Raw genomic sequence first — 23,437 nt, forward strand, 5'->3', positions numbered from 1 at the left:
TTTAGAGTTTTGTTTTTACTATTATTGAATCACCTTCACGGCAAATTCTTTTTTCAATTTTTTCAAGCTTGCTGCAATGCTGGTATCAACCTGCCTATCGCCCACGGTTAATACAAAACCACCAATTAATGATGGATCAACCTTGGTTTCCAATACTACAGTACCACCTACCGCGCTTTGTACTTCGGCTATAATGGTTTTTTTATTAGCTGCTGACAATTCAGTAGCCGATGTAACCTTAGCCTTGGTAATATGCCTTTTGATGTTAAACAGGTTTACATACTCAAATGCTGTAGTATATAAAACCTCGCCGCGACCTTTATCAACCATCAGTTTAAAAAAACCGATAGTTGCCTTGTTCACCTTATTCAGGAAAACGGCATCAAGTATCTTGGTTTTTTTGGTGTGCGCTACAATGGGGTTGCTCAAAACAGCTTTAAGCTCCGGGCTCGCCTTCAAAGTATGTATAAACAGATCCATATCAGCTTTGATCACATCAACAATGTTTTGTTCCTGTGCAAGGTCAATAAGGGATTTTGCGTACCTGGATCCTACCGTTAATTCTGACATATTCTTTTTATTTCGGATTTCGAATTTTCGATTTCGGAATTTTTTATTTTGAAACTAGGACATTTAAACTCGGACCCCAATACGGAAAATAAATCCGAAATTGAACATCCCAAATCCGAAATCCCTATAATTTCACTTCTTTTAATAATTGGCTTACCAGCTCATCTTGTTTCTGATGATCTTCAAATTGCTTACGCAATACTTTTTCGGCAATATCTAATGAGAGGGTAGCTACCTGGTTTTTAACATCAGCCATCGCGATAGCTTTTTGATTGTTAATTTCCACGCGGGCCAGTTCAATCATACGGGCACCTTCTTTATGAGCAAGTTCTTTTGCATCAACAATCATTTGCTCTTTAACCTTGCGGGCGTCAGTAAGTATCTGATCGCGCTCGGCACGGGCTTGTTTTAATAACGATTCGTTTTCGTTAGTTAAACGGGACATTTCTTCTTTGGCAGCTTCGGCTTTCTGAAGCGAGTCTTCAATAAAACGTTCACGATCGCTCAGCGCGCCTAAGATTGGTTTCCAGGCAAATTTTCCTAATATAAACAACAGTATCCCAAATGATATCGTTGTCCAGAAAACTAAACCTAATGCGGGTGTAACTAAATCCATAATTCTGTATTGCTATTACTTGTATGTTATTCTTTTAATGGGATTAAAACAAGCCCGGAGCCAATCGCCCCGGGTTGTTCTTTTCTTTTTGCCTAAAACTAATTAGAGCAAAGCTACTACCACGGCAAACAAAGCAACACCTTCAACAAGGGCTGCAGCGATGATCATGTTAGTTTGAATTTTTGAGGCAGCTTCTGGCTGACGAGCAATACCTTCAACGGCTTTACCACCGATTTGTCCGATACCGATACCTGCGCCAATTACAGCTAAACCTGCGCCAATTGCACCAAGTTTTTGAAGACTAACAACACCAGTTGCAGCTGCTTGAGCAATTGTTCCAATCATTCCAATCATTGTTTGATAATTTAAAACGTGTATATATAATTATAATTAATTCAAGATTAATGGTGATGCTCCTCAACAGCCATCCCAATGAACAGCGATGTAAGCATCGTAAAAATGAACGCCTGCAAAAATGCTACAAGCAATTCTATCATATCCATAAATACCACAAACGGAACAGAAACTGTTGACATCCATGCGGTTTTAAAGATAAATATTAATGATATTAAACTAAGCACAATAATGTGACCTGCGGTAATGTTCGCAAACAAACGTATCATTAACGCAAAAGGTTTAGATATGATACCAATAAGCTCCACCGGAACCATGATAGGGTATAACCAAAAAGGAATATCAGGAGTAAAGATGTGTTTCCAATAATATTTATTACCGCTAAAGTTAATAACGACAAGCACAATTACCGACAACACCATGGTTACCGCTATATTACCTGTTAAATTAAAGCCTCCCGGAAAAAACGGAACCAAACCCAACAGATTGTTGATTAATATAAAGAAGAATATAGTAAGCAACAAAGGCATGTATTTAACGTGCTTGATGCCAATATTAGGAATAGCTACATCATCACGCACAAACAGGATAACAGGCTCCAATAATGCCTGAATACCTTTTGGAGCTTTACCCGCGCGTTTCTTATAGCCCGCTGTAACGGCAAAAAACACAATAAGCAAAACAATCATACCCAGCCACATACTGGCCACATTGCGGGTGATTGAAAAATCATAAACCTTGGCGGCTTTATCTACCTCCCCGGCTTCGTTTACCGCGTGTATTTTACCTTCTTCCAGTTTATAGCTATAATGTGTACCCTTATAAACCGGTTCTTCTTTTACACCTTCTTCCTTTAATAAATGGCCCGACCAGAAAGTTTCCAGCCCCTTATCGGTATAAAGTATTACCGGCAAAGAAAGAAAGTGTTCGCCCATCAACGGAATTGATACGGGCCAAAAGTGAGAATCGCCGATATGTTCAAATACCACCTCTTTTGGATCAAAGGGTTTTTCAGCGCCTTCAGCAGCTTTTTCTTGCGCAATTGATAGCTTAGGCATTACACCTAACAACAAAAAAAGCGCGGAAATCAGGAATGTGTTAAATATTTTTGAATTCAAAATCGAGCTGTTATACATCTAAATGAAGTTTTCTACCTTAATTTTTGGTTGCGCAAGTTACGTAACAAACCATAAATTTCAAAGGCCATATTTAAGAAATATACGTAAAAAAAATCGCCGGCAAAAACATACCTGTCTACGCTGTTTTTCTTAATTAAAATGAGGACGAAAAACAAGCAGGCCAATATTTTAACAGTAGTAGCAGCCAAAAAGGCTTGCGCGTACAATTCAGGGTTTATTTTCCCTATAAATACAATGGATATTACGGTTAAAAAAGTAAGTCCACTAATAAATGAAAACAGCAACCAGAACGTTGGTGTAACCAATTTGGCATAAGTTGTATAACTCAACACCACCGGTGGTAACGAAATGATAACAATAAAAATAAGGAATGATAATACAGTAGGAAATAGTTTCAACTTTTTACAGATCTGATAATAATGTACAATGAAATAAATACCCCAACGAGCGACAAGCCCGCGGTTGCCCATTTGGTTTGATGATTACCGGCCTGGTCTATTTTATAACCGGCAAAAGCAAACACACCAATAACAGCGATCATCTGGAAAGCCATGCCCGAAAACTTAGCATAGTTATTAACCTCCTTGCCACCATTGTCCTTATTATCACTTTTTTCATTTTGGGCCATGCGCAAATTTATTAAACCTATTGTATTATCTTTAGTATTTTAGCAATGCTTTTATAACATGATCATATTTTGAGGCGAGTGAGCATATTTTCCATATCCAAAACGTACAAATCTATTCTGCTCGCGCTAATGATCTTCATAGCAGGCTGCTCCCTTGAAAAGGAAAGCGGCTTAAACCGTAATCTGCAAAACCTTACTGCTCATTATAATATACTGTTTAATGCCAATGAATTACTGCGCCTTAAACAGGAAAGCTATGCCGCCGGCTTTGTTGATTCCTACAACGACCTATTGAATGTTTACCCAGATACCACTATCCAAACCAGCACTCCGGATAAAGACCTGGAGCTGGCCATCAGTAAAGCCAATAAGATCATTAATATAAAAGAGCAAAGTCATTACCTGGGCGATGCCTACCTGGTTATGGGTAAAGCGCGTTTTTTAGAAGGCAATTACTTTGATGCAGTAGAGTATTTTAACTATGTGATCCTCTCATACGGCAAACAGGCTGCTTTAAAACAGGAAGCTTTTATATGGAAAGGCCGGGCTTTGTTATACCTCAATAACACGCCTGAAGCAAAAATTGCTATTGATAGCGCTATAAACAGTATCAATCCTAAAAAAAGCATTCCTGCCGGCATTTATGCTGCCAGGCTGCAATATGATATCAATGTAGAAGATTATCCCGCCGCCGAAGAGAGCGCTAAAATAGCCCTTCAGCATTGTCATGAAACAAGTCTTAAACTCCGCTGGACATTTATTTTGGCCCAGCTACAGGAACTTAACCAAAAACCGGAGCAAGCCATTATCAATTATACCAGCATTGTTAAAAGTAACGCCTCGTTCGAGATGGCCTTTAATGCCAACCTGAACCGTATCCGCATACAGGATCATGAAAATGGCATCAAACAAAACAAAATTGAGCGTCTGCGTAAATTGCTTAAAAACCAAAACAACATCGAGTTTACCGATCAGATCTATTACCAGGTAGCCCAACAGCTGTATGCCACTGGTGATATTGAGGGCGCCCTCAAAAACTATAAATTATCAGTACGGGGCAGTGTCAAAAACCAAAATCAAAAAGGGCTCTCTTACCTGCGCATTGCCGATATCAATTTTAAGAACAAAGCCGATTACGAAAGTGCCCGTTTATATTATGATAGCACACTCACTTATCTTGCACCTACCTATCCAGGCTACCAGATCATTCGCAAGAAAGCCAATAACCTGCAAATTTTAACCGGTTTGCTGCAAACCATCTCGCGCGAGGATACTCTGCAAATGCTTGCCGGTCTGGATGAGAGTACCCGTACTGCCCGCATCGATGCGATGGTTAACCGCAAAATATTGCAGGATAAAGTAACCAAAGAAACGGTTACCAACAACAATGGCCAATTTGAAAACAGCAGGAACACTAATAATTTAAACAATCAGCAGGCCAGCAAAAGTGGTGGAAGTATATTTTACTTCTACAATCCGGCCGCGTTAAGCCTTGGGGCAAATGACTTTAAAAGGCAGTGGGGTAACCGCAAACTGGAAGATAACTGGCGCCGCAGCAAGCGCTCAAGTACCAATATAGCTGTTAACACAAACAGCGTAATGGCATCTCCGGATATCGATCCTTTCGCACCCTCAACGCAGGACCAGGCCAATATTACCCGGGGTGATATTGGAGCCTACCGGCAGGACATTATTAAAAACCTGCCTTTAACGCCCGATTTGCTTAACCGATCAAACATTCGGGTTTATAGTGCCTATATGGAAATGGCCAATTTTTACCGCGACATTCTGGGCGATAAAAAAGAAGCTATTGCTACTTATGAAACTTTGCTTACCCGTTTCACAACCAGTGCGGATAAGGCTGCTGTGTATTATAACCTGTACCGGCTGTATGCTGATATAGATGCCTCCCGGTCTGAATTGTATAAAAGCCGTATCTTAAAGGAATTTCCTGAAAGCGTATTTGCCAAAGTAATACTTGATCCCGATTACAGCAAACACCTGGATGATGCCAATGCCGAATTCAACGGATTTTACAATAAAGTATTTGACCTGTACACGCAAAAAAAGTATACCGAAGTTATTACACGGTCTGGTGAATTACTGACCAAATACCCCGATAACCGTTTCGCCGCTCAGCTATCATATTTACGCACAATAGCCGCCGGTCACCAGGAAAAGCTGGCGCCCTTTATGGCCGATCTGCAGCAAATAACTTCAAAATATCCCGATGATAAACTGGTAACCCCATTGGCCAACCAGCACCTGGCCTATATCAACGCAAATAAAGCCGAAGTAGAAACCCGTCCGGTAGTGTTAACAGGCGATGATATAAACGGAATCCCTTTCACCCCACCCGTGGCCTACCAAAAACAAACAGAATACCGGCCGGTTTACCACCCATCGGCCCAGGTACAGGTAGCACAGGTAAGGCAGGAACCGAAAGTAAGTCCGCCCCTGGCAGTGCAGGCAAAACCAACTGTACCTGTTGAGGTACCCAAGCCGGTTGAACAAAGCAAGCCAAAGGTGAGCGCGCCGGTTATTACCCCTCCTGTTGAACAAAGCAAGCCAAAGGTAGCTAAAGTGACTACGCCACCCGCTGACTCTGTTAGCAAACCGGCAGACCAATTAGCAGTAGCATCACAAAACCAACAACTCCAGCAACAAGCTACAGAAGCTCCTACCATAAAACCGCTTCCGGCTGTAACCTACATTTTCTCCACGCGTGAGAGCACCAATTACTATTTTGTGGTAAATGTGAGCAGCGGTACAACTAACCTGGCTTCATCGCGTTTTGGTATAGGGCAGTTTAACCGTACCAGGTTTTCTGGCAGTTCCATTAAGCATGATTTAAAACCTATTGGCGCAGACGACCAGCTGATATTTGTTGGTCGGTTTTATAGCCTCGAGGACGTAAAAAAATACGCAAGGGGTATAATCCCACTGATACCCGAGATTATGAAGGTGCCAAAGGATAAATACAGTTTTTTTATCATTACCAAGGAAAATCTGGATAAATTAGCCGACCAAAAAACATTGGATAGTTATATTGATTACTATCAAAAATATTATTGAAATGAAAACCTATAACAAAAAACCTGCGCTTGGCTCACAGGATATAAGACGATATAACTGGTACATATGGCGCGCTGTAATAGCAGGCTTTGTATTTGTGGTAATTATGATAACCCTTACCGTTTTTGGTGTGTTTGGTCAGTTACCTGCCTTCCGCGATCTGGAGAACCCAAAAAGCAACCTGGCATCGGAGGTGATATCATCAGATAAGCAGGTTTTAGGTACTTACTATATCCAAAACAGATCTAACGTTACTTTCGCGGGCCTTTCGCCAAACGTAATTAACGCGTTGGTAGCTACCGAAGATAAACGCTTTTACGATCACTCGGGGATTGATTTTGGCCGCAGCTTTACTATTTTCCTGCACCTGCTTGTGGGGCAAAAACAAGGTGGCAGTACCATTACCCAACAGCTGGCCAAAAACCTTTTCACCGAAAAATCAAACAATCCTTTTGTTCGTATCACCCAAAAATTACAGGAGTGGATAACGGCTGTTAAGCTGGAGCGCCATTACACCAAACAGGAAATATTGACCATGTATTTAAACACGGTTGATTTTGGCGCTTATAATACTTACGGTATCAAATCGGCAGCACACACCTATTTTAATACCACACCCGATAAATTAACACCAGACCAGGCCGCGCTATTAATAGGTATGGTAAACGGGCCGGGCATTTACTCGCCCATAAGGCACCCCCAGAATGCTATTAACCGCCGTAACCTGGTACTAAACCGCATGCAGGAACAAGGCTTTTTAAGTGATGGCCAGGTAGATGAGTATAAAAAGAAACCTTTGGGGTTAAATTTCCACCAGAATAACCATTTTGATGGACCGGCTCCATACTTCAGATCGGTATTAAAGAAAGAGATCCAAAAGATATTTAAAGAGCAAAACTTAAACCGCCCCGATGGCACTCCCTATGACCTTGACCGAGACGGTTTAAAGATATATACCACCATTGATGCCACCATGCAGCAATATGCCGAAGAAGCACAGCAGGAGTACATGCGCAACTTACAGGGGCAGTTTAATGATCACTGGCGCGGGCAAAATTTATCCAAAAGCATCCACAACTTTAAATTCCTGATTAACCAGGGTATGCTTAAAAGCGACAGGTATAAGCAATTGAAGATGCAGGGCATGAGTGACGAGGATATTAAAACTAACTTTAACACTAAAGATACCCTCAACCTGTTTACCTGGCACGGCGATATTGATACGCTGATGAAGCCTGTTGATTCTATCGTTTACTGTAAAATGCTGCTTCGGAACGCGCTTATGAGCATGGACCCCACAACCGGCTACGTTAAAGCCTGGGTTGGAGGCACCAACTTTGAGCACTTTAAGTATGATCAGGTTAAAAACGGAACAAGGCAGGTTGGCTCAACAGCAAAACCGTTTACATACGCGGTGGCTATTGATAACGGCTATTCGCCCTGTATGAAGATCAATAACGTACCGGATACGATAAGGGGCTACGGCGAACCATGGTGCCCGCGCTCGTCGCCATCAGAAACCCTGCCTGGCTTTATTACCTTGCGCCAGGCACTGGCACACTCGCAAAACTGGGTAACCGCCCACGTAATGAGCGAAGTGAAACCCGAACCGGTTGTAGAGCTGATTAAAAAAATGGGGATCACCAGCGCGGTTCCGCCCTACCCTTCTATTTGCCTGGGTACATTTGATGCTTCGGTATTTGAAATGACAGCCGCATACTCGGTATTTGCCAATCATGGTTTGTGGACCGAGCCTACTTATATATTACGTATCGAAGATAAAAACGGTAACGTGCTGTATACGCATACGCCAAAAGTGGTACAGGCTATGAACCCTCAAACAGCCTACGTAATGACTTATATGCTGAAAGGCGTTATAGAGGACGGTACGGGCTCAAGACTGAGTTACAAATACGGCCTGCGCAATCCTATAGGCGGCAAAACAGGTACAACCCAAAACAATTCTGATGGCTGGTTCATTGGTATCACCCCACAACTGGTTACCGGCTTATGGACAGGCTGTGAAGACAGGGATATTGCCTTCCAGTCTACCAGGCTTGGCGAGGGAGCCAACAGCGCATTGCCTATATTTGCCTTGTACATGAAAAAGGTATACGCCAATGCTGCGCTGGGTATCAAAAAAACAGTTGATTTTGACGCCCCTAAAACCGGCGTGAGCATCATCCTGGATTGCGGCCAGTATACCCAACAGCAGCAAGGAACTAATGAGGTTGATAAGAAGTTGGATTTTTAAGAGTATTTAACAAACGGTCGCGTCGTCCTCAAAACGACCAGATATGTCATTGCGTGGTACGAAGCAATCGCGAACGATGCAAATCGGATTTGCATCGTTCGCGATTGCCGCGCTGCGCTCGCAATGACATATCCCGCCTAATTTGGCCAAAACAATCATTGACGATTGAGCTATGAGTGAGAAATTTGATTATAAGGCAGCATTACAGAATATTCCTCATAAACCCGGTGTATATCAGTATTGGGATAGTGAGAAAGAACTGATCTACATCGGCAAAGCCAAAGATCTGCGCAACCGCGTGAGCTCCTATTTTAATAAGGATGCGCACATCAATGCCAAAACAAGGGTTTTAGTATCCAAGATCCGCAACATTACATTTACTATTGTTGATACCGAGGTTGATGCCTGGCTGCTTGAAAACAGCATGATCAAGAAGCATCAGCCGCGTTATAACGTAATGCTCAAGGATGATAAAACTTATCCCTGGATCATTATCAAGAACGAGAACTACCCGCGCATTTTCTGGACCAGGCGTATTGTTAAAGATGGATCCAAATACCTGGGGCCCTACGCATCTATCAGCATGATGCATAATATCCTTGGACTTATCAAAGAAACCTATCCCCTGCGTACCTGCAACCTGGCGCTTACCCGCGAAAATATTGATAAAGGCAAGTTTAAGGTTTGTTTGGAATATCAGCTGGGCAACTGCAAAGGGCCCTGCCAAAACTACCAGACAGAGGATGATTATGATAACAGCATCGGGGAGATAACCGATATCCTGAATGGCAAGATAGGCGCTATATTACGCCGCCTTAAAGGCGAAATGGACGCTGCTGTTGCCGAGTACAATTACGAGCTGGCTCACCGCCTTAAACGTAAGTTTGATTTGCTGGAGAATTACCAAAGCAAATCAACCATTGTAAACTCATCTATTACTGATGTGGATGTGTTCAACATCGCATCCGAAGAGAAACTGGCCTTTGTGAATTACTTAAAGGTAATGAACGGTACCATCATCCAAACCCAAACCATCGAACTTAAAAAACGGCTGGATGAAAGTGATGAAGAATTGTTAACACTGGCTATCGTTGAGTTCAGGAGCCGTTACAACAGCGATTCTAAAGAGGTAATTGTTCCTTTTGATATCGACCTGGAAGATTCATCCATTAAATTTACAGTACCCAAACTGGGCGAAAAAAAGAAACTGCTGGATCTGTCGCAAAAAAATGTTCAGTATTTTAAAAAGGAAAAGATAGATCAGTACGAAAAGCTGAACCCAGAGATCCGCACCGAACGTTTGCTAACGCAGATGATGAAGGATCTGCGCATGAATCAGCTGCCCCGCCATATAGAGTGTTTTGATAACTCCAACTTCCAGGGTAAATATCCTGTATCCGCTATCGTGGTGTTCAGGGATGGCAAGCCGTTTAAAAAGGATTACCGTCATTTCCACGTAAAAACGGTAGAAGGACCCAATGATTTTGCCACTATGGAAGAAGCCGTACACCGCCGCTACCGCCGCATGCTTGATGAAGGTACCGAACTACCCCAGCTCATCGTTATTGATGGAGGTAAAGGTCAGCTATCATCGGCTATGCATAGTTTAAAACTATTGGGTATTGATAAGCAGGTAACGGTAATAGGCATTGCCAAACGCCTGGAAGAGTTATATTACCCCAACGACCAGTACCCGATGTACCTGGATAAAAAATCGGAAACGCTGAAAGTGATCCAGCACCTGCGCGATGAGGCACACCGCTTTGGGATCACTTTTCACCGTAAAATACGCGATAAGGGCACGTTGGCTACTGAACTTGAACTGATAGAAGGCATTGGCAAAACCACTGCCGAAAAGCTGCTTAAATACTTTAAATCGGTAAAGAAGATTCGCGAAGCCAATGAAGAATTACTGCTCGAGGTAGTGAATTTAAAACAGGCAAAAGCAATACGGGGATATTTTGATCAAAGTCAAAATTAAAAAATCATTTCTCCTATAAAACTGATCAATGCGACTGGCGCTCTCCTTCGACAAGTTAACAGATGACTGTTTTTTTGAATGCACATACTTTAATAAAAACGCGTTATCGCGAGTTTTACTATCCCGGGGACACTGAGAGGAGAATGTCGTTTGAAAAGCTTGTCATCCTGAGTTGTAAAATTTCGCGAAACTCTGAAGGAGAAATGACGTTTTAAAAGGTTTGTCATCCTGAGGAACGAAGGATCTATTCGCCGACTGTACAGGGCGACGAAGCACGCTGGAGAGTAGATCCTTCACTATCGTTCAGGATGACAAAAAGTTTATTTTATGTAGTAGATTCTAAAACGGCCTGTCACCCTGAGCCTGTCGAAGGGTCGCGCGCAGAGGCCTTTGCCCACATGCTTCGACAGGCTCAGCAGGACAACCCTTTTTTAAACGTCATTTCGTTCTTCAGAGTTCCGTTATTTATTCCCACAGTGACGGATCTTTATACGTCACAGATACCCTTAAACGCAAAAAAGGTCAAAACCATAACAGTTTTGACCTTTGAATTTTAACTTTTGATTTCCTTTAGTATTGCCAAAGGTTAAGTTCCCAATCCATAAGCGTTTTCTTGACCTTTTCAGATTCGTAAAGCTTATCTATACCCTGGGCATAATCTTTAATACGTTCGTCTTTATCGTTGCTTTGTTTAACAATGTAACTGGCAAATATCCTTTTCATGAAAACATCATCAAAACTTAAACCAGATCCGTCGTTGCTTCGGCTTACCACCTCTTTAGTAGCTAATATTGGGCGGGCTTCGGGGAAGTAGATCCAGAAAGCGGGCTGATAATCAACCGCATCACCAGCAACACCTAATCCTTTTGGCTTAATAAGCGGAGCGATACCAATAATGCGCGGTTCAAATATAGAGCGTTGCTTGTCAAACACCCAATCTTCCTTAATGCGGAACTTTAAAACACTATCCGGGTTAAATTCACCGGCTACCATTGTTGATGAAATTACGTTGTTATCCTTATCCCGTTTTTCAACCACGCTGCTATCTGATGATAAACGGCCGCGGGCCTGGGCACTTGTTAAAGGCGTGCTAAAGCTATCGCCGTTCACATCATCCTTTTTACCGGGTGTTGGATCATACGCTGTTAATTCACCTGCAGCTATCGCATCCAGCAAAACATCAATCAAGCGGCGTTTTGGTGATGCCAGGTAAGTATTCATTTTATCACGAACATCAATTTCGCGCCATACCCTTTTTGCAAAGGCAACATCACTTTCGCGAAGGTTAGGGTAAGGCGTTACCCTGGCATTTAAAATATTGTTCTTTTTAAAATACCCGTCAAGTGGCCTTTCAAAAGGCTTCATTGGCTTTTTGTGAGTTGTATCAACGGGTGCTCCAGCCTGGCTTACTACGCTGTTTTGCTGTGGTTTTACCTGTTGTTGTGTAGTACCGGCTGTTTTTTTTGCCGGAGCGCGTTTAGCGCGCTTTTTTGTTTGCCCGTAAGAAGCAACACAGGCTAAACAAAGTACAACTACCAAAATTCTCTTTTTCATACGCGTTTAATTTGCGGATAATACAATTGGATCAAGTGACCGTGGTGACCTGTCTGGACCTACTGCAACAATATCCTTAAATATAACAGTAGTTCCGGGCGTTACGGTGTTTAATGCCGAACGCATAGCACCTGTAAGTTCTGCACCACTTCCTGAATATATAATGGCATCCTGGCGTGGCTTTACAACCAACAGCGTAAAATGCGTTACATTAAATTTAGCATCAAAATCAAACCCATCTAACTGGGCAAACAACCTGTCCTGGGCACGAATATTGGCCGAGCTGGTATTGCCGCCGCTTTTACCGGCAAACTGTGGTTTAGGATCGGGGATACGTTTAATACGAAACTCTGTTGCACCTAATACCATCCCTTTTTCGCCGGTAACAGTAATGTGCGCTTTGCCTATAGCGCTTACAGAAGCGGTATAATGCCCCGCTGAACCGCTTATAGAACCACCGCTCATGTTTACTCCTAAACTTGCTGTAGGTACACCTGGCGCCGATACTGAAACCGGGTTGGGTACGCCTATATATAATACGTTCATTTTATCGGGCGATACTACTGCAGATGGTTTTGCAACCATGTAAGTAGTATTTATCTGGTATGTTTTAGGCGCGCCGCCGTCAACAGACTTTACCGATAATGACCCGGTTACAGTGTGCAGGCCTTCGCCGCTTGCTGTAACCGTGTAGGTGCCCACACCATCTTTTGTTGGCACAGACGAACCGCCAATAGTAATAGTGGGGTTTGAATGTGAATCATAAGCAGTTAAATAAATATCCGCTTTGTATTGCTGGCCTGCTAAAACATAACTGCTTGGCGCAACCGCTACCGCTTTAAATGCATTAAGCGTCACCTCTGCCTGGTCTATTTTACTATATAATTTTTTAACAACTTCGTTCTCGGCATTTTTGTTATCAGCCTCTATTTTTGCTAGTGTGGTTAAAGTAGCTCCCAATGGGATACCTTCGCCAAAGTAGGCATTTTGCCAGGTTTTTGATTGAATTCCCGGGCGCTTCGGCGGAGCATCAGCGTTCAATGAAAAATTAACACCTGCGCCATCCTTACCCAGCAACTGTAATAATTTAGCCTTTGTTGCTTCAATCTTTTCTTTTAAAACATCGGCTCTTTTACCGTTGATCATCACTTCTGATGATATATCTAAATTTTCCCTTGCACTAACATCATCAATCTCAGGATTAATGCCTCCGCCTTCCTTTATCAAGGTTCTTTTTAATTCCTCGATGTAGCTGCCCAGATCATCAGTCACCTTTTTTGCCTCATTAGCTGCAGCCAGGTACTTCGCTTTATCGGGCTGAGCTTTTACTTTGGTTGCAATGGCACCGTAAGTAGCTTGCAGGCTGTTGTCAACATTTTTTGTTGACGCATCTAAACTCCTCGTAATATTTTTAAAAGCATCCAGCAGATTTTCGGGCACGTTCAGGGCAATTAAGCCTAAAAGCACCAGGTATAAAATACCTATCATCCGCTGTCTTGGGGTTTCCTTACCTCCGGCCATGTATTATAAATCTTAGCTTGTAAAAAATCTATTTATTATTAGTTAACACGTGGCTATGGTTCATAGCTGTAAGCATATTACCATAGATAGCATTTAATGCCCCAAGATTTTTAGCTAAACGGCCAACCTCATCTTTAAACTGTTTTGAATCATCCAATGATTCGTTAAAGTTGTTCATGGTTAATGACAGGTTTTGGTAAAACTTGTTCATTGATTTTAAATGCGCGCTTGAATCCTGTAACTCCAGTTCGTAAACCGCGTTTAATGAACCTAAGTTTTTAGCAAGCTTGTTAATTTGTTCATGGTAGGCTTTTGCGTCAACATTTGAATTGGCCAGCTCAGATAAATTTGCTGATGCCTTATCAAATGAAACACTTAAGTTATCATAACTTGCAGTAGCAGCTTTTATTTTAGAAGTAAAAGCAATGGTAGCTTCGCCTGCATCGGTAACCCTTGATATAGCGGCTACTTTATCACCAAATGTCCTTAATCCGTCGCCTAAGCTACGAACCAGCTCGGGGCCTATCTTGGCATCATCAAGCATTTTATCCAATGCAGCCGTACTGCTTGATCCTGCACCAATAACTGCCGGGCGTGATGATGATTTCGGCAATTCGCCCTCAAAGGTTTCACTAAGTTCGGGGTAAACACGTACCCAGTCAACCTCTTTATCCTCGCGCTGTAAACCCAGTATAAAGAAAAGCACAGCCTCGGTACCTAAACCTGCGGTAATGAATTCTGACGCGAATTTCCAGTGTTGTATTTTAAATAACAAACCGATGATAACTACCGTTGCACCAATTGAAATAATGTTTCCTATTCCGAATGGTTTTTTCTTTCCAGCTCCTGCCATAATAATCAGAAATAACTTTGTTTGAAGTTTAGTTTAAATTGTTTAGTTTATCGTTTGTCTTTGATATCCCGGCCCAGGTAGCTTGTTACACAGCGGAAACCGATATATGATTTTGCTGTATCCTGGTATTCGTAGGTACGGGTTGCATTTTGCAAAAAGTAACCGATATCTTTCCATGATCCACCGCGCACTACTTTACGTTTAAGCACTTCGGGATCAGTAGATTTTGCCTCTACGGCAAATGTTGGCGCCAGGTCATGCACAAATGTTGAGGCCGACTCATCAAAGGCTGATGATGTCCATTCCGCCACGTTACCGGCCATATTGTACAAGCCAAAATCATTAGGGAAGTATGAGCGAACATTTACTGTATAGGCACCACCATCATCTGTATAGTTACCGCGGCCCGGTTTAAAGTTGGCCAGTAAACATCCTTTAGCATTTTTTATATAAGGGCCACCCCATGGGTAATCATTGCCAATACGGCCACCGCGGGCTGCATATTCAAACTCCGCTTCGGTAGGCAATCTGTAATCGGCACGGTGTGGTAAGTGCCTCTGATCTTTATAAGCTTCGTTATAACGTGTACGCCATACGGTAAAAGCGCGCGCCTGCCTCCAGGTTACGCCAACTACCGGGTAGTTACGGAAAGCCGGATGCGAAAAATATCCCTCAACCATTGGCTCGTTGGCAGCGTATGAAAAATCGCTAAGCCAAACCAAAGTATCCGGATAAACATTTACGGTATCGCGCAAAATGAAATCAGAACGTCTTGATTTAGGATCGTTCCTGTGGTTAGCGGCATCGCGCAGAACCATTAGCGCGTAATTATATTTCAGGATACGTACATCAAGCTCATCACGATCAAACACGCGGTCTTCATTCTGGTAATACATACCCTGAAGTTTTGACTTGTTACTTGCCGCTCCTTTTTTATTGTTCCAGATGGGATTCTTTTTTACATAAGCCCAATTGATATATTTTTTACCGCTGGTGTTGGCTGCGCCTTTTATTTGCAGGTAATATTTATTATCGTTTACATAGTTGGTGATGGCGATTGAATCACGTACCCAGAATACAAATTTCTTGTATTCACTGTTGGTGATCTCGGTCTGATCCATAAAAAATGGAGCTTCTGTAACCTGTTTTGGCTGAGCTATTTGACCAAAAGTAACGTCCTGATCGGTTTGCCCCATCATAAATGAACCACCTGGAATATAAACCATGCCGTAAGGCACCTCGGCCTTAAATGACCTTTGTGGTACGCCGGTTAATTCCCCCCTGTCACCGCCGCCGCCGCAACCGCTTAATAATCCACCAGCCAAAACAACTATTAAAAAGTATATCTGCTTCATTTTAAAAATCAAAAATCAGTTATAAAAATATAACATTATGAGACCCCCGAATATATCAAATTTGCGTTACCGCTCCAAAAAACATTTAATTTAAGCAATAAAATGCCCATTAAATGCCGGTGGCATTGTTTCACTAAGATATAATTTTGTAAAAAACAATAAAACAACTAACTACAATAGTGTAAAATTAGTTGTCATTACTACGCTATTATTCCAATAAAAGTTGCAATTGAGTTAAATAAATTTCTTTTTTTATTTATTTACTTGCTTGCAATACTGCTCAATGGCCATTGTCATGGATGGAGCAGCCGGGGTTGGGGCCGGAATATCCAGGATCAAACCAGCCTCAAGCACTGCTTTATGGGTTGTTGCTCCAAACGCAGCTATGCGTGTATTATTTTGTTTAAAATCGGGAAAGTTTTTGTACAGAGATTGTATACTTGATGGACTAAAGAAGGCAATAACATCATAAAACACCTCAGCCAGATCAGAAAGATCGCTGCAAACGGTGCGGAAAAGCACAGCCGGTGTAAAGTTATACCCATTTTCGAGCAGGAATCGTTGCGTTTCTTCGGCCGCTACATCTGAGCATGGATAAAGAAATTTTTCAGCGGCATGTTTTTTCAACACCTCGGCCAAATCAGCAGCGGTTTGTTTGCCAAAGAATATTTTGCGCTTACGGTATTGAATATATTTTTGCAGGTAAAGCGCAATAGTTTCCGAAAGACAGAAATACTTCATCTCAACAGGCACTTCAAAACGCATTTCTTCGCAAATACGGAAAAAATGATCAGCAGAATTGCGGCTGGTAAAAATAACCGCGGTAAAATCAGCCAGATTAATCTTTTCTTTTCTGAAATCCTTAGCAGGCACACCTTCAACATGAATAAATGATCTGAAATCAATTTTCAGGTTTAGCTTCTTAGCCAACTCAGCGTACGGATTCTTGTCATTCTCAGGCTTTGCTAAAGTAACTAATATACTTTTAACCTTTTTTTTTCTATCTTCCAAGTCAATTATTTTAACTACCTAAATTTTAATTTCCAATGCCTTTATTAAGATTAAAATAGGGCAAATTTCGAGGGCACAAAGATACGTAAATAAATAAAACTTATGAAATCTGAAAGTAGAAATTATATTTACGCTACTTCTGAGGTATTGCCATATAAAAATCACTATGATAACAACGAGTGTAACACTCAGTAATACAGGTATATACTGCACACCAAGCAAACTAAAGCATATTACTACCGGTAAAAAGACAAATGCTATATTAAAATAAGTGAGGTGTAATATATTCAGGTACTCGCTCACCAGGCGGTTCATATCAAACACAAAGCCAAGGAACTTTAATACGATAAATTTCAAGGCAAATAAAGCGATTACGATGATAGTAAGTAACACAAAAAGCCTGCTGCCACTTACCCGGTAATACACCCCTTTGTATGCTGCCAACTGGTATAAAAACAAGCTAAAAGTTGAACAGAACAATAAAAAGAGGCCCAAAAAAGCCCATGAACTTACCAGGGCATCTTCTTTACCTGCCTGCGAAAGTACCCGCTTACTAAAAAACGAATGCAGTACAAAACCCACATCATTATTCAGGGTGATGTTGAGTATAGCTGTATACAATAACATGCCGATAATTAATGCGATAATCCAGGGATCACGTGATGTGCGGGGAATACCATCTTTTACCCTGCCCTTGTTTTGTAAATGGCTATCCAAAAAACCATACCCCTTATACAAAGCGTGTGCAAATAAGCTATCGGTAAATTCACTGCGGGTACTTGAATCGGGGATGCGGATATAACGCATGTTAATAGAATCGGCAACAAAAAGCTTACGGTTCTGCATGGCATTGGCAACAGAATCAAGCAGGGAATTACCGCCAGCCCTGATATGCCTGTATGCGGGTGCTTCGGCACTTGCCGCGGTAGTATCCTGCTGAGCGAATGCTGCAGAAAAACTCCATAAAATCAACAGAAAGCAGCCAGCAAAAAATCGCATCTAAAAAATCAATCCTTTAAATTCGCTGCAAAATTACAGTAATAATTGATTGTTTTATAATGCCAACAGATTAAAGATTAGGCTATCAAAAATTCAGCATAGGATAGCAGGCATATTTAATTAAAAATTAGCTCAAGCCCCATAACCGTTTAATTTACCACTCCGGCAGCCGCCCAAAAAACAAGAAAACCACCTTTAGCTTTTTTAATCCCAATATAATTCAATACCCTTTTAGGATCGGGGTGAATGTTTAATACATCTATATTATGATGGTTATTTTCTGTCATTACATCGTTTTTGCCCCATTTGGCCAGGTCATGCAATAGGTAACCCTGGTTAGGATCACCTGCAGCGATGTCGTTATAATAATCGGGAATTTTAAAAACCTTAACCTCGATACCATCCCAATAGCTTAATTCAACCTCCAATTCTGATGGCCCTTCGGCACTGGTGAAGCATAAATAAATATCACTGTACTTTTTACCAGGTATTTTAAAACCAAATTCCCCCTCGCCTGCAACATAGCGTGCCTGGTAATTAACACTATCCTTATTATCATAGTGCAACAAAATTGGCGGATGCATACTGGTAGCAGCAATAAGCGGATCATCGGGCAAAGCATGCGGACTTTTATCACCATGAAATATGGATGCCGACATGGTGAGATAGCCGTCACCATCGCCATTGCCGTCGATGCCTTTCGTCCAGCTTGTTAATTTGCCGTTTGTAACGGTGGTTACCGGCCGGGCGTTTAACAAGGCATCAATATTAAACTGCACTACCCTGTTGGCCTGCTGAGCATGCGCAGCAATTGAAAGCAAGACAAGGGAAACAAACAATGACGCTGGTTTAAGGTTCATACTTTTAATGGTGGATATAAATAAAGGAAAGGCAAAACCTGGAAGGCGTTTTATCCAGATCATATTTTTAGCAACTGTTATTGATCAATAAATTTATCACTAATTTTTTTTACTAACGAATATGTGCCCAAAATTCAAAACATAAAGTAACCAACTTATCCATACTTTTGTATCATTGGGTACAGAGAAATTAAAACTAAAATGCATTGATACTTCTGAGTTAGTTTTGCGGTTATAAGCCAGCAAACCTAACTCAAAACTAAAGTTTTAAAACGGCATTTTTTTTATGCCGAACCTATCAGGCAAGCCCTATCATAGTTGATTGTATAGATTTCAGTATCTTTACACAGGCAAATATGATGTATTGTAAATTACATTAACATGGCAGCAAATAATAAAATCACGGTACTTTATGTAGACGATGAAGAAAACAATCTTTTTTCGTTTAAAGCTACCTTCCGAATGAAATATGAGGTACTAACTGCAATTAGCGCTAAAGATGCTTTAACTGTTTTATCAACAAAACAAGTTCATGTTATACTTAGTGATCAGCGGATGCCGGAGATGACCGGTGTTGAATTCTTTGAGATAATATTAGAGAAATTTCCTGATCCGATGAGGATCCTGCTAACAGGCTATGCAGATATGAGCGCGGTGGTTGACGCTGTTAATAAAGGTAAAATATTTCATTACCTCGATAAACCATGGAACGAAGAGGAATTGGACCAGACAATAAACAGGGCCTATGAAAAATACCTTGAACACGTTCAATTAAAAATAATGAATGAAAAACTGGCAGACTCTAATGAACAATTGGAGTTTTTGCTAAGGCAGAAACTACTTTCGTAACCTCCGTTATTTCTATTGAAAACACTACGCTAACCGGGTAATTAACGCCTGTAAATCTGCTTTATAAAGAGGTTTCTCTATCAAACTAACAACAGTTTTATGTGCCATTATCCGGGAAATATCACTCGCATTCCGGGTACATGACAATACGCATATTTTATATTTATTTCTGATTTCAGCGGGGAGCTTTTCAAATTCTTCCACAAACTGAAAGCCATCCATCACCGGCATTTGTAAATCAAGCAAAATTATTGTCGTAAAACCTCCGCTTATACGGTTTTCACGGATGCTATCCAATCCATGTTGCGCGCTCTGAAAAACATAAACAATTAAATTCTCATCCACCTGCTGTATAACCTTTCGCGCAATGAAACAATCAAGCTCGCTTTCGTCAATAACAATGAATGCCAAATCCATATTAATTATATTGAAGGGATGGTTACTTTAAAAGTTGTTCCTTCGTGCATCACGGAGTTAACTTCTATCTGACCGTTTAATTTCAACAATGCACTTTTTACGTTATATAACCCAAAACCCGACCCAACCTCCTGGGAGTTTGCCCGGTAAAAAAGGTTAAATATCTCGCCGATATGGTTTCCTAAAATACCAATACCGGTATCCTTTATAAGAATTGTTGCTACGTTTTTATGTACATCAACAATTATTTCGACTGATTTATCTTTTTTGCTTTTATCCTGGTACTTAAACGCATTTGATAAAAGGTTGTTCAGGATAAGTTTTACCGGCACCCTGTCATTTCTAAAAACCTCGTCCTGGTTAACCGTTATTTTAAACTCTACATTATTTATTTTTGAAAGCACCATATATATGGCCTTCATTTCATCAATAATTTCGTTAAAATCAATCTCTTGTATTTTTAGTTCGCCTCTTTGTAAGCTATAATAATCATGCATACTTATGATGTAAGTATCCAATTTTTTTAATGACTTCTCCATCAGGAACAGCATCTCTTTCATCTCCTCTACATCATCAATTTCGCGTGCTAAATTAATGGCACCCAAAATTCCGGATATAGGCCCCCTGATATCGTGACTTACGCTATAAGCAAACTTATTAAGTTCATTATATGCCTTTTGCAATTCATCATTTTTAATTAATAACATTGAATTGGCCATATAAAACTTATTGGCTTCTTCAATAGCCGAAATGATATCAGCCTCGAGCCATGGCTTCTTTACATATCTAAATATATTACCCTTATTAATGGCATCAATTATGGATTCAATATCTGTATAGGCGGTTAATAAAATACGTACAGGTAAAGGGTAACTGATTCGGATTTCTTCAAAAAACTCAACCCCGCTCTTACCTGGCATCCGCTGGTCGCAAAAAACAACTTTAATATCCGGGTGGTTACTTAGATAATTTAATGCCTGTGGTATATTTACAGCGGTAAAAATCTGATATTCAAGCCTTAACGATGCTTTAAAACCTACCAGGTTTTCCTGCTCATCGTCAACATATAGCACTTTTATTTTCTCTGACATTTTCTTAGGTATTAGGTGGCAACAATTGTAATGTGATGCAACCTAAAAATAGGTTATATCATACATTACCAATCCTTTATACATATCTATTTAAAATTATGTTGACTTTAAATTAAATATTATTGGTATTTGCAAAATTAATTCGGTTCCTTCGCCCGGTTTACTGTTCACGAATATCTTCCCGTTGTGCTTTTTAACGGTATTATATGCAATAGACATCCCCAGGCCTGTGCCTTCTCCAACTTCTTTTGTTGTAAAAAATGGTTCAAACACCTTTTTTTGCGTTTCAGGCTCCATACCAATTCCATTATCCTTTATCGCTATTATTATATTATCCTTATCGTGGGTTGTTGTGATAACTATTATACCACCCTCCGCATCACCAAAACGCTTCTGCACCGCGTAAATGGCATTTGAGATAATATTTAAAAACACCTGGTTCAGCTTACCGGGGTAACATTCTATAGAAGGTAAATCACCATAAGCTTTAGTTACTACTATTTTTTTAAGCAAATTGTTTGCAATAACCATAGTTGATTCTAAACCTTCGTTAATATTCGCGCTCTTCAGTCCATCTTCATCCAGGCGTGAGAAAATTTTAAGTCCTTTAACAATTTCAGCTGTTCTGCTGGCCCCTTCATTAATCCCTCTTATCAAATGATTAATTTCAACGGTGAGGTAATCAAAATCCAACTCCTCCTTATATTCCCTGATCTGTTTTTCCTTTTCGGCCACCGACAAGTTGGATACGCCAACATTTTCAATAACGGCCAGGGCATCAAATATTAAACCTATATCCCGTTTTAAAGGCTTAATGTTTGAGGTGACAAAGTTTATGGGGTTATTAATTTCATGCGCTATGCCTGCCGTCAGCTGACCTAATGAAGCCATTTTCTCCGACTCCACCAATTGCGATTGCGCCTGTTTTAAATCTTCAAGCGTTTTGTTCAGCTCCTGGTTTGATGCACTTAACGCAACAGTGCGCTCGTTTACCTTTGTTTCCAACAGCACGTTTTGCTCCCTAACAATCCGTTCATTTTCTTTTAAGGCTATTACCGTTTCTTCCTGCGATTTTTCTTTCTCTGCTTTGAAAATATTTATTTTATCGGCAAGTGCCAGCGAAAGCAGGGTAACTTCAAAGGCCGTACCTGCCTGCATAGTATAGTTTGTGAAATTATTATAGGGCAATACTCCCAAATTACGCAGTACAAATAAGATGATGCCGGTTAAAAATAATGTCCAGGCTAACAAAAAAAACCTTGCCGGCCTATATCCATCAATAGAAAGTTTAATGATTACTATATATACACTAACCGTTAAGCACAACGCGCAAATATCAATCAACCGGTAGCTTACATGGGCATAACCAAGCAGCCTCACTACAATAGTTGTAGCATATAATATGATTATTGATTTAAGCACACGGCTCATAACAGGCAGCCTTTTCTTGATACCTAAAAACGATTCGGCAAACAACAAAAGAGATATACCCGCCATAGCCGGGAATAAAATAATGCCAATACTGAACAAGTATGGAGAATTGGCAAAAATAAACCGGTAAGTATAACCTGATAGTGAGGTTTGAGTAAGCCCTATTAACAACGTATAGGAAACGTAATATAAATAACTGATATCCCTGGTTGAGATAAATACAAAGCAATTGTAAAGCATCATCACCAATAATGTGCCTATAAGCCCTCCCCAAAGCAAATCATGAACAAGTTTTGATTCGGCTATTTTTTGTGGTGTACCAATTACTATGGGCAAAACCATCTGCTCGCCACTCTCCACCTTAAGATAAAAAGTGGCCGTACTATCTTTGGGAAGTTTGATATCGAAAAGAAAATCCTGGTGCTTATACTTTCTTTTTAAAAAGGGATTAGTATCGCTCAGCGTCTCTTTTTCAAAAACACCATTAACAGGATAATAAAATTGGCATAAATCTAATGTGGGATATTCAAGATTAAGAATAAGATCACTTTCGGGGTTTTCATTTTTAATTGTAAACCGCAGCCAAAAAGCCGAATTACTCAACTGCAGGTTAGGGACCTGGGTATGCGATTGTACAAACCCGGTGGCCGTACGTACTGATTGTATATCAAGCCGTTTAGTAGCATCTTCCAAAACAGCCACGTTTTGACCAATAACTATATTATCACCCTTAAAAAGAATCGCCTTTTGGGCAAACCCTTTTGTTAAACAAAGTATTTGAAGGAATAAAAGGCTTAAATAGATTTTTTTCATATTAACAGGTACGTGACTTACACAATCGCGCTATTGGTTTATGCAGGTTTGTATTTAATACTAAAA

At 40.7% G+C, this 23,437-nt stretch carries 20 protein-coding genes; 4 read left to right on the plus strand and 16 right to left on the minus strand.

Annotated features, from left to right (window positions below):
- Window positions 1-21: 21 nt before the first annotated feature.
- The 6 genes from atpH to Q0R88_RS03955 all read right to left on the minus strand — a co-directional run bounded on the left by atpH (window position 22) and on the right by Q0R88_RS03955 (window position 3,307).
- Entirely contained in the window at window positions 22-570 is a 549-nt protein-coding gene (gene atpH, locus Q0R88_RS03930) for an ATP synthase F1 subunit delta (protein ID WP_295712547.1), read from the minus strand.
- 124 nt (window positions 571-694) lie between these two features.
- Window positions 695-1,186, minus strand: coding sequence for a F0F1 ATP synthase subunit B (gene atpF, locus Q0R88_RS03935; RefSeq protein WP_295712549.1), 492 nt, complete (start codon window positions 1,184-1,186; stop codon window positions 695-697).
- Window positions 1,187-1,288: 102 nt separating this feature from the next.
- Entirely contained in the window at window positions 1,289-1,531 is a 243-nt protein-coding gene (gene atpE / locus Q0R88_RS03940) for an ATP synthase F0 subunit C (protein WP_274213861.1), read from the minus strand.
- Window positions 1,532-1,587: 56 nt separating this feature from the next.
- Window positions 1,588-2,598 (minus strand): F0F1 ATP synthase subunit A, encoded by a 1,011-nt coding sequence (atpB, locus tag Q0R88_RS03945; protein WP_295712551.1) that lies wholly within the window; start codon window positions 2,596-2,598, stop codon window positions 1,588-1,590.
- A gap of 92 nt (window positions 2,599-2,690) precedes the next feature.
- The gene (locus Q0R88_RS03950; protein ID WP_295712553.1) at window positions 2,691-3,077 is read right to left on the minus strand and encodes a hypothetical protein; all 387 of its coding nucleotides are present in this window, start codon (window positions 3,075-3,077) and stop codon (window positions 2,691-2,693) included.
- Window positions 3,074-3,307 carry an AtpZ/AtpI family protein gene (locus Q0R88_RS03955; protein WP_295712554.1) on the minus strand — a complete coding sequence of 78 codons (234 nt, stop codon included), beginning with the start codon at window positions 3,305-3,307 and terminating at the stop codon, window positions 3,074-3,076. Before Q0R88_RS03955 ends, Q0R88_RS03950 begins: the two co-directional genes overlap by 4 nt.
- 129 nt (window positions 3,308-3,436) lie before the next feature.
- Here Q0R88_RS03955 and Q0R88_RS03960 point away from each other — a divergent pair, with 129 nt between their 5' ends.
- The 3 genes from Q0R88_RS03960 to uvrC all read left to right on the plus strand — a co-directional run bounded on the left by Q0R88_RS03960 (window position 3,437) and on the right by uvrC (window position 10,617).
- Entirely contained in the window at window positions 3,437-6,382 is a 2,946-nt protein-coding gene (locus Q0R88_RS03960) for a tetratricopeptide repeat protein (protein WP_295712556.1), read from the plus strand.
- Between the two features lies 1 nt (window position 6,383).
- On the plus strand, window positions 6,384-8,636 hold the full coding sequence (locus tag Q0R88_RS03965; RefSeq protein ID WP_295712558.1) for a transglycosylase domain-containing protein: 2,253 nt from the start codon (window positions 6,384-6,386) through the stop codon (window positions 8,634-8,636).
- A gap of 172 nt (window positions 8,637-8,808) precedes the next feature.
- Window positions 8,809-10,617 carry an excinuclease ABC subunit UvrC gene (gene uvrC, locus Q0R88_RS03970; RefSeq protein ID WP_295712560.1) on the plus strand — a complete coding sequence of 603 codons (1,809 nt, stop codon included), beginning with the start codon at window positions 8,809-8,811 and terminating at the stop codon, window positions 10,615-10,617.
- Window positions 10,618-11,187: 570 nt separating this feature from the next.
- Here the strand turns inward: uvrC and gldN are convergent.
- From gldN to Q0R88_RS04005, 7 genes are all read right to left on the minus strand, one after another.
- Window positions 11,188-12,171, minus strand: coding sequence for a gliding motility protein GldN (gene gldN, locus Q0R88_RS03975; RefSeq protein WP_295712563.1), 984 nt, complete (start codon window positions 12,169-12,171; stop codon window positions 11,188-11,190).
- A 6-nt stretch (window positions 12,172-12,177) separates the two neighbouring features.
- Entirely contained in the window at window positions 12,178-13,692 is a 1,515-nt protein-coding gene (gene gldM / locus Q0R88_RS03980; RefSeq protein WP_295712566.1) for a gliding motility protein GldM, read from the minus strand.
- A 28-nt stretch (window positions 13,693-13,720) separates the two neighbouring features.
- Complete coding sequence (gene gldL, locus Q0R88_RS03985; RefSeq protein ID WP_295712568.1) at window positions 13,721-14,545, minus strand: gliding motility protein GldL; 825 nt, start codon at window positions 14,543-14,545, stop codon at window positions 13,721-13,723.
- 47 nt (window positions 14,546-14,592) lie between these two features.
- Window positions 14,593-15,900: an SUMF1/EgtB/PvdO family nonheme iron enzyme gene (locus Q0R88_RS03990; protein WP_295712571.1), complete on the minus strand. Its 1,308-nt coding sequence runs from the start codon at window positions 15,898-15,900 to the stop codon at window positions 14,593-14,595.
- A 252-nt stretch (window positions 15,901-16,152) separates the two neighbouring features.
- Entirely contained in the window at window positions 16,153-16,917 is a 765-nt protein-coding gene (locus tag Q0R88_RS03995; RefSeq protein ID WP_295712777.1) for a uroporphyrinogen-III synthase, read from the minus strand.
- A gap of 12 nt (window positions 16,918-16,929) precedes the next feature.
- Window positions 16,930-17,910 (minus strand): DUF4271 domain-containing protein, encoded by a 981-nt coding sequence (locus tag Q0R88_RS04000; protein ID WP_295712574.1) that lies wholly within the window; start codon window positions 17,908-17,910, stop codon window positions 16,930-16,932.
- 149 nt (window positions 17,911-18,059) lie between these two features.
- Window positions 18,060-18,833 (minus strand): hypothetical protein, encoded by a 774-nt coding sequence (locus tag Q0R88_RS04005; RefSeq protein WP_295712577.1) that lies wholly within the window; start codon window positions 18,831-18,833, stop codon window positions 18,060-18,062.
- A 318-nt stretch (window positions 18,834-19,151) separates the two neighbouring features.
- Between Q0R88_RS04005 and Q0R88_RS04010 the strand changes: the two genes are divergently transcribed.
- Window positions 19,152-19,619, plus strand: coding sequence for a response regulator (locus Q0R88_RS04010; protein WP_295712580.1), 468 nt, complete (start codon window positions 19,152-19,154; stop codon window positions 19,617-19,619).
- 24 nt (window positions 19,620-19,643) lie between these two features.
- Here the strand turns inward: Q0R88_RS04010 and Q0R88_RS04015 are convergent, their stop codons facing one another.
- The 3 genes from Q0R88_RS04015 to Q0R88_RS04025 all read right to left on the minus strand — a co-directional run bounded on the left by Q0R88_RS04015 (window position 19,644) and on the right by Q0R88_RS04025 (window position 23,371).
- On the minus strand, window positions 19,644-20,036 hold the full coding sequence (locus tag Q0R88_RS04015; RefSeq protein ID WP_295712583.1) for a response regulator: 393 nt from the start codon (window positions 20,034-20,036) through the stop codon (window positions 19,644-19,646).
- Window positions 20,037-20,041: 5 nt separating this feature from the next.
- Window positions 20,042-21,127, minus strand: coding sequence for a hybrid sensor histidine kinase/response regulator (locus Q0R88_RS04020; protein WP_295712586.1), 1,086 nt, complete (start codon window positions 21,125-21,127; stop codon window positions 20,042-20,044).
- Window positions 21,128-21,223: 96 nt separating this feature from the next.
- Window positions 21,224-23,371, minus strand: coding sequence for a 7TM diverse intracellular signaling domain-containing protein (locus tag Q0R88_RS04025; protein WP_295712589.1), 2,148 nt, complete (start codon window positions 23,369-23,371; stop codon window positions 21,224-21,226).
- Window positions 23,372-23,437: the final 66 nt, after the last annotated feature.

The organism is Mucilaginibacter sp., from assembly GCF_025362475.1.
In the GTDB taxonomy this organism is placed as follows: domain Bacteria; phylum Bacteroidota; class Bacteroidia; order Sphingobacteriales; family Sphingobacteriaceae; genus Mucilaginibacter.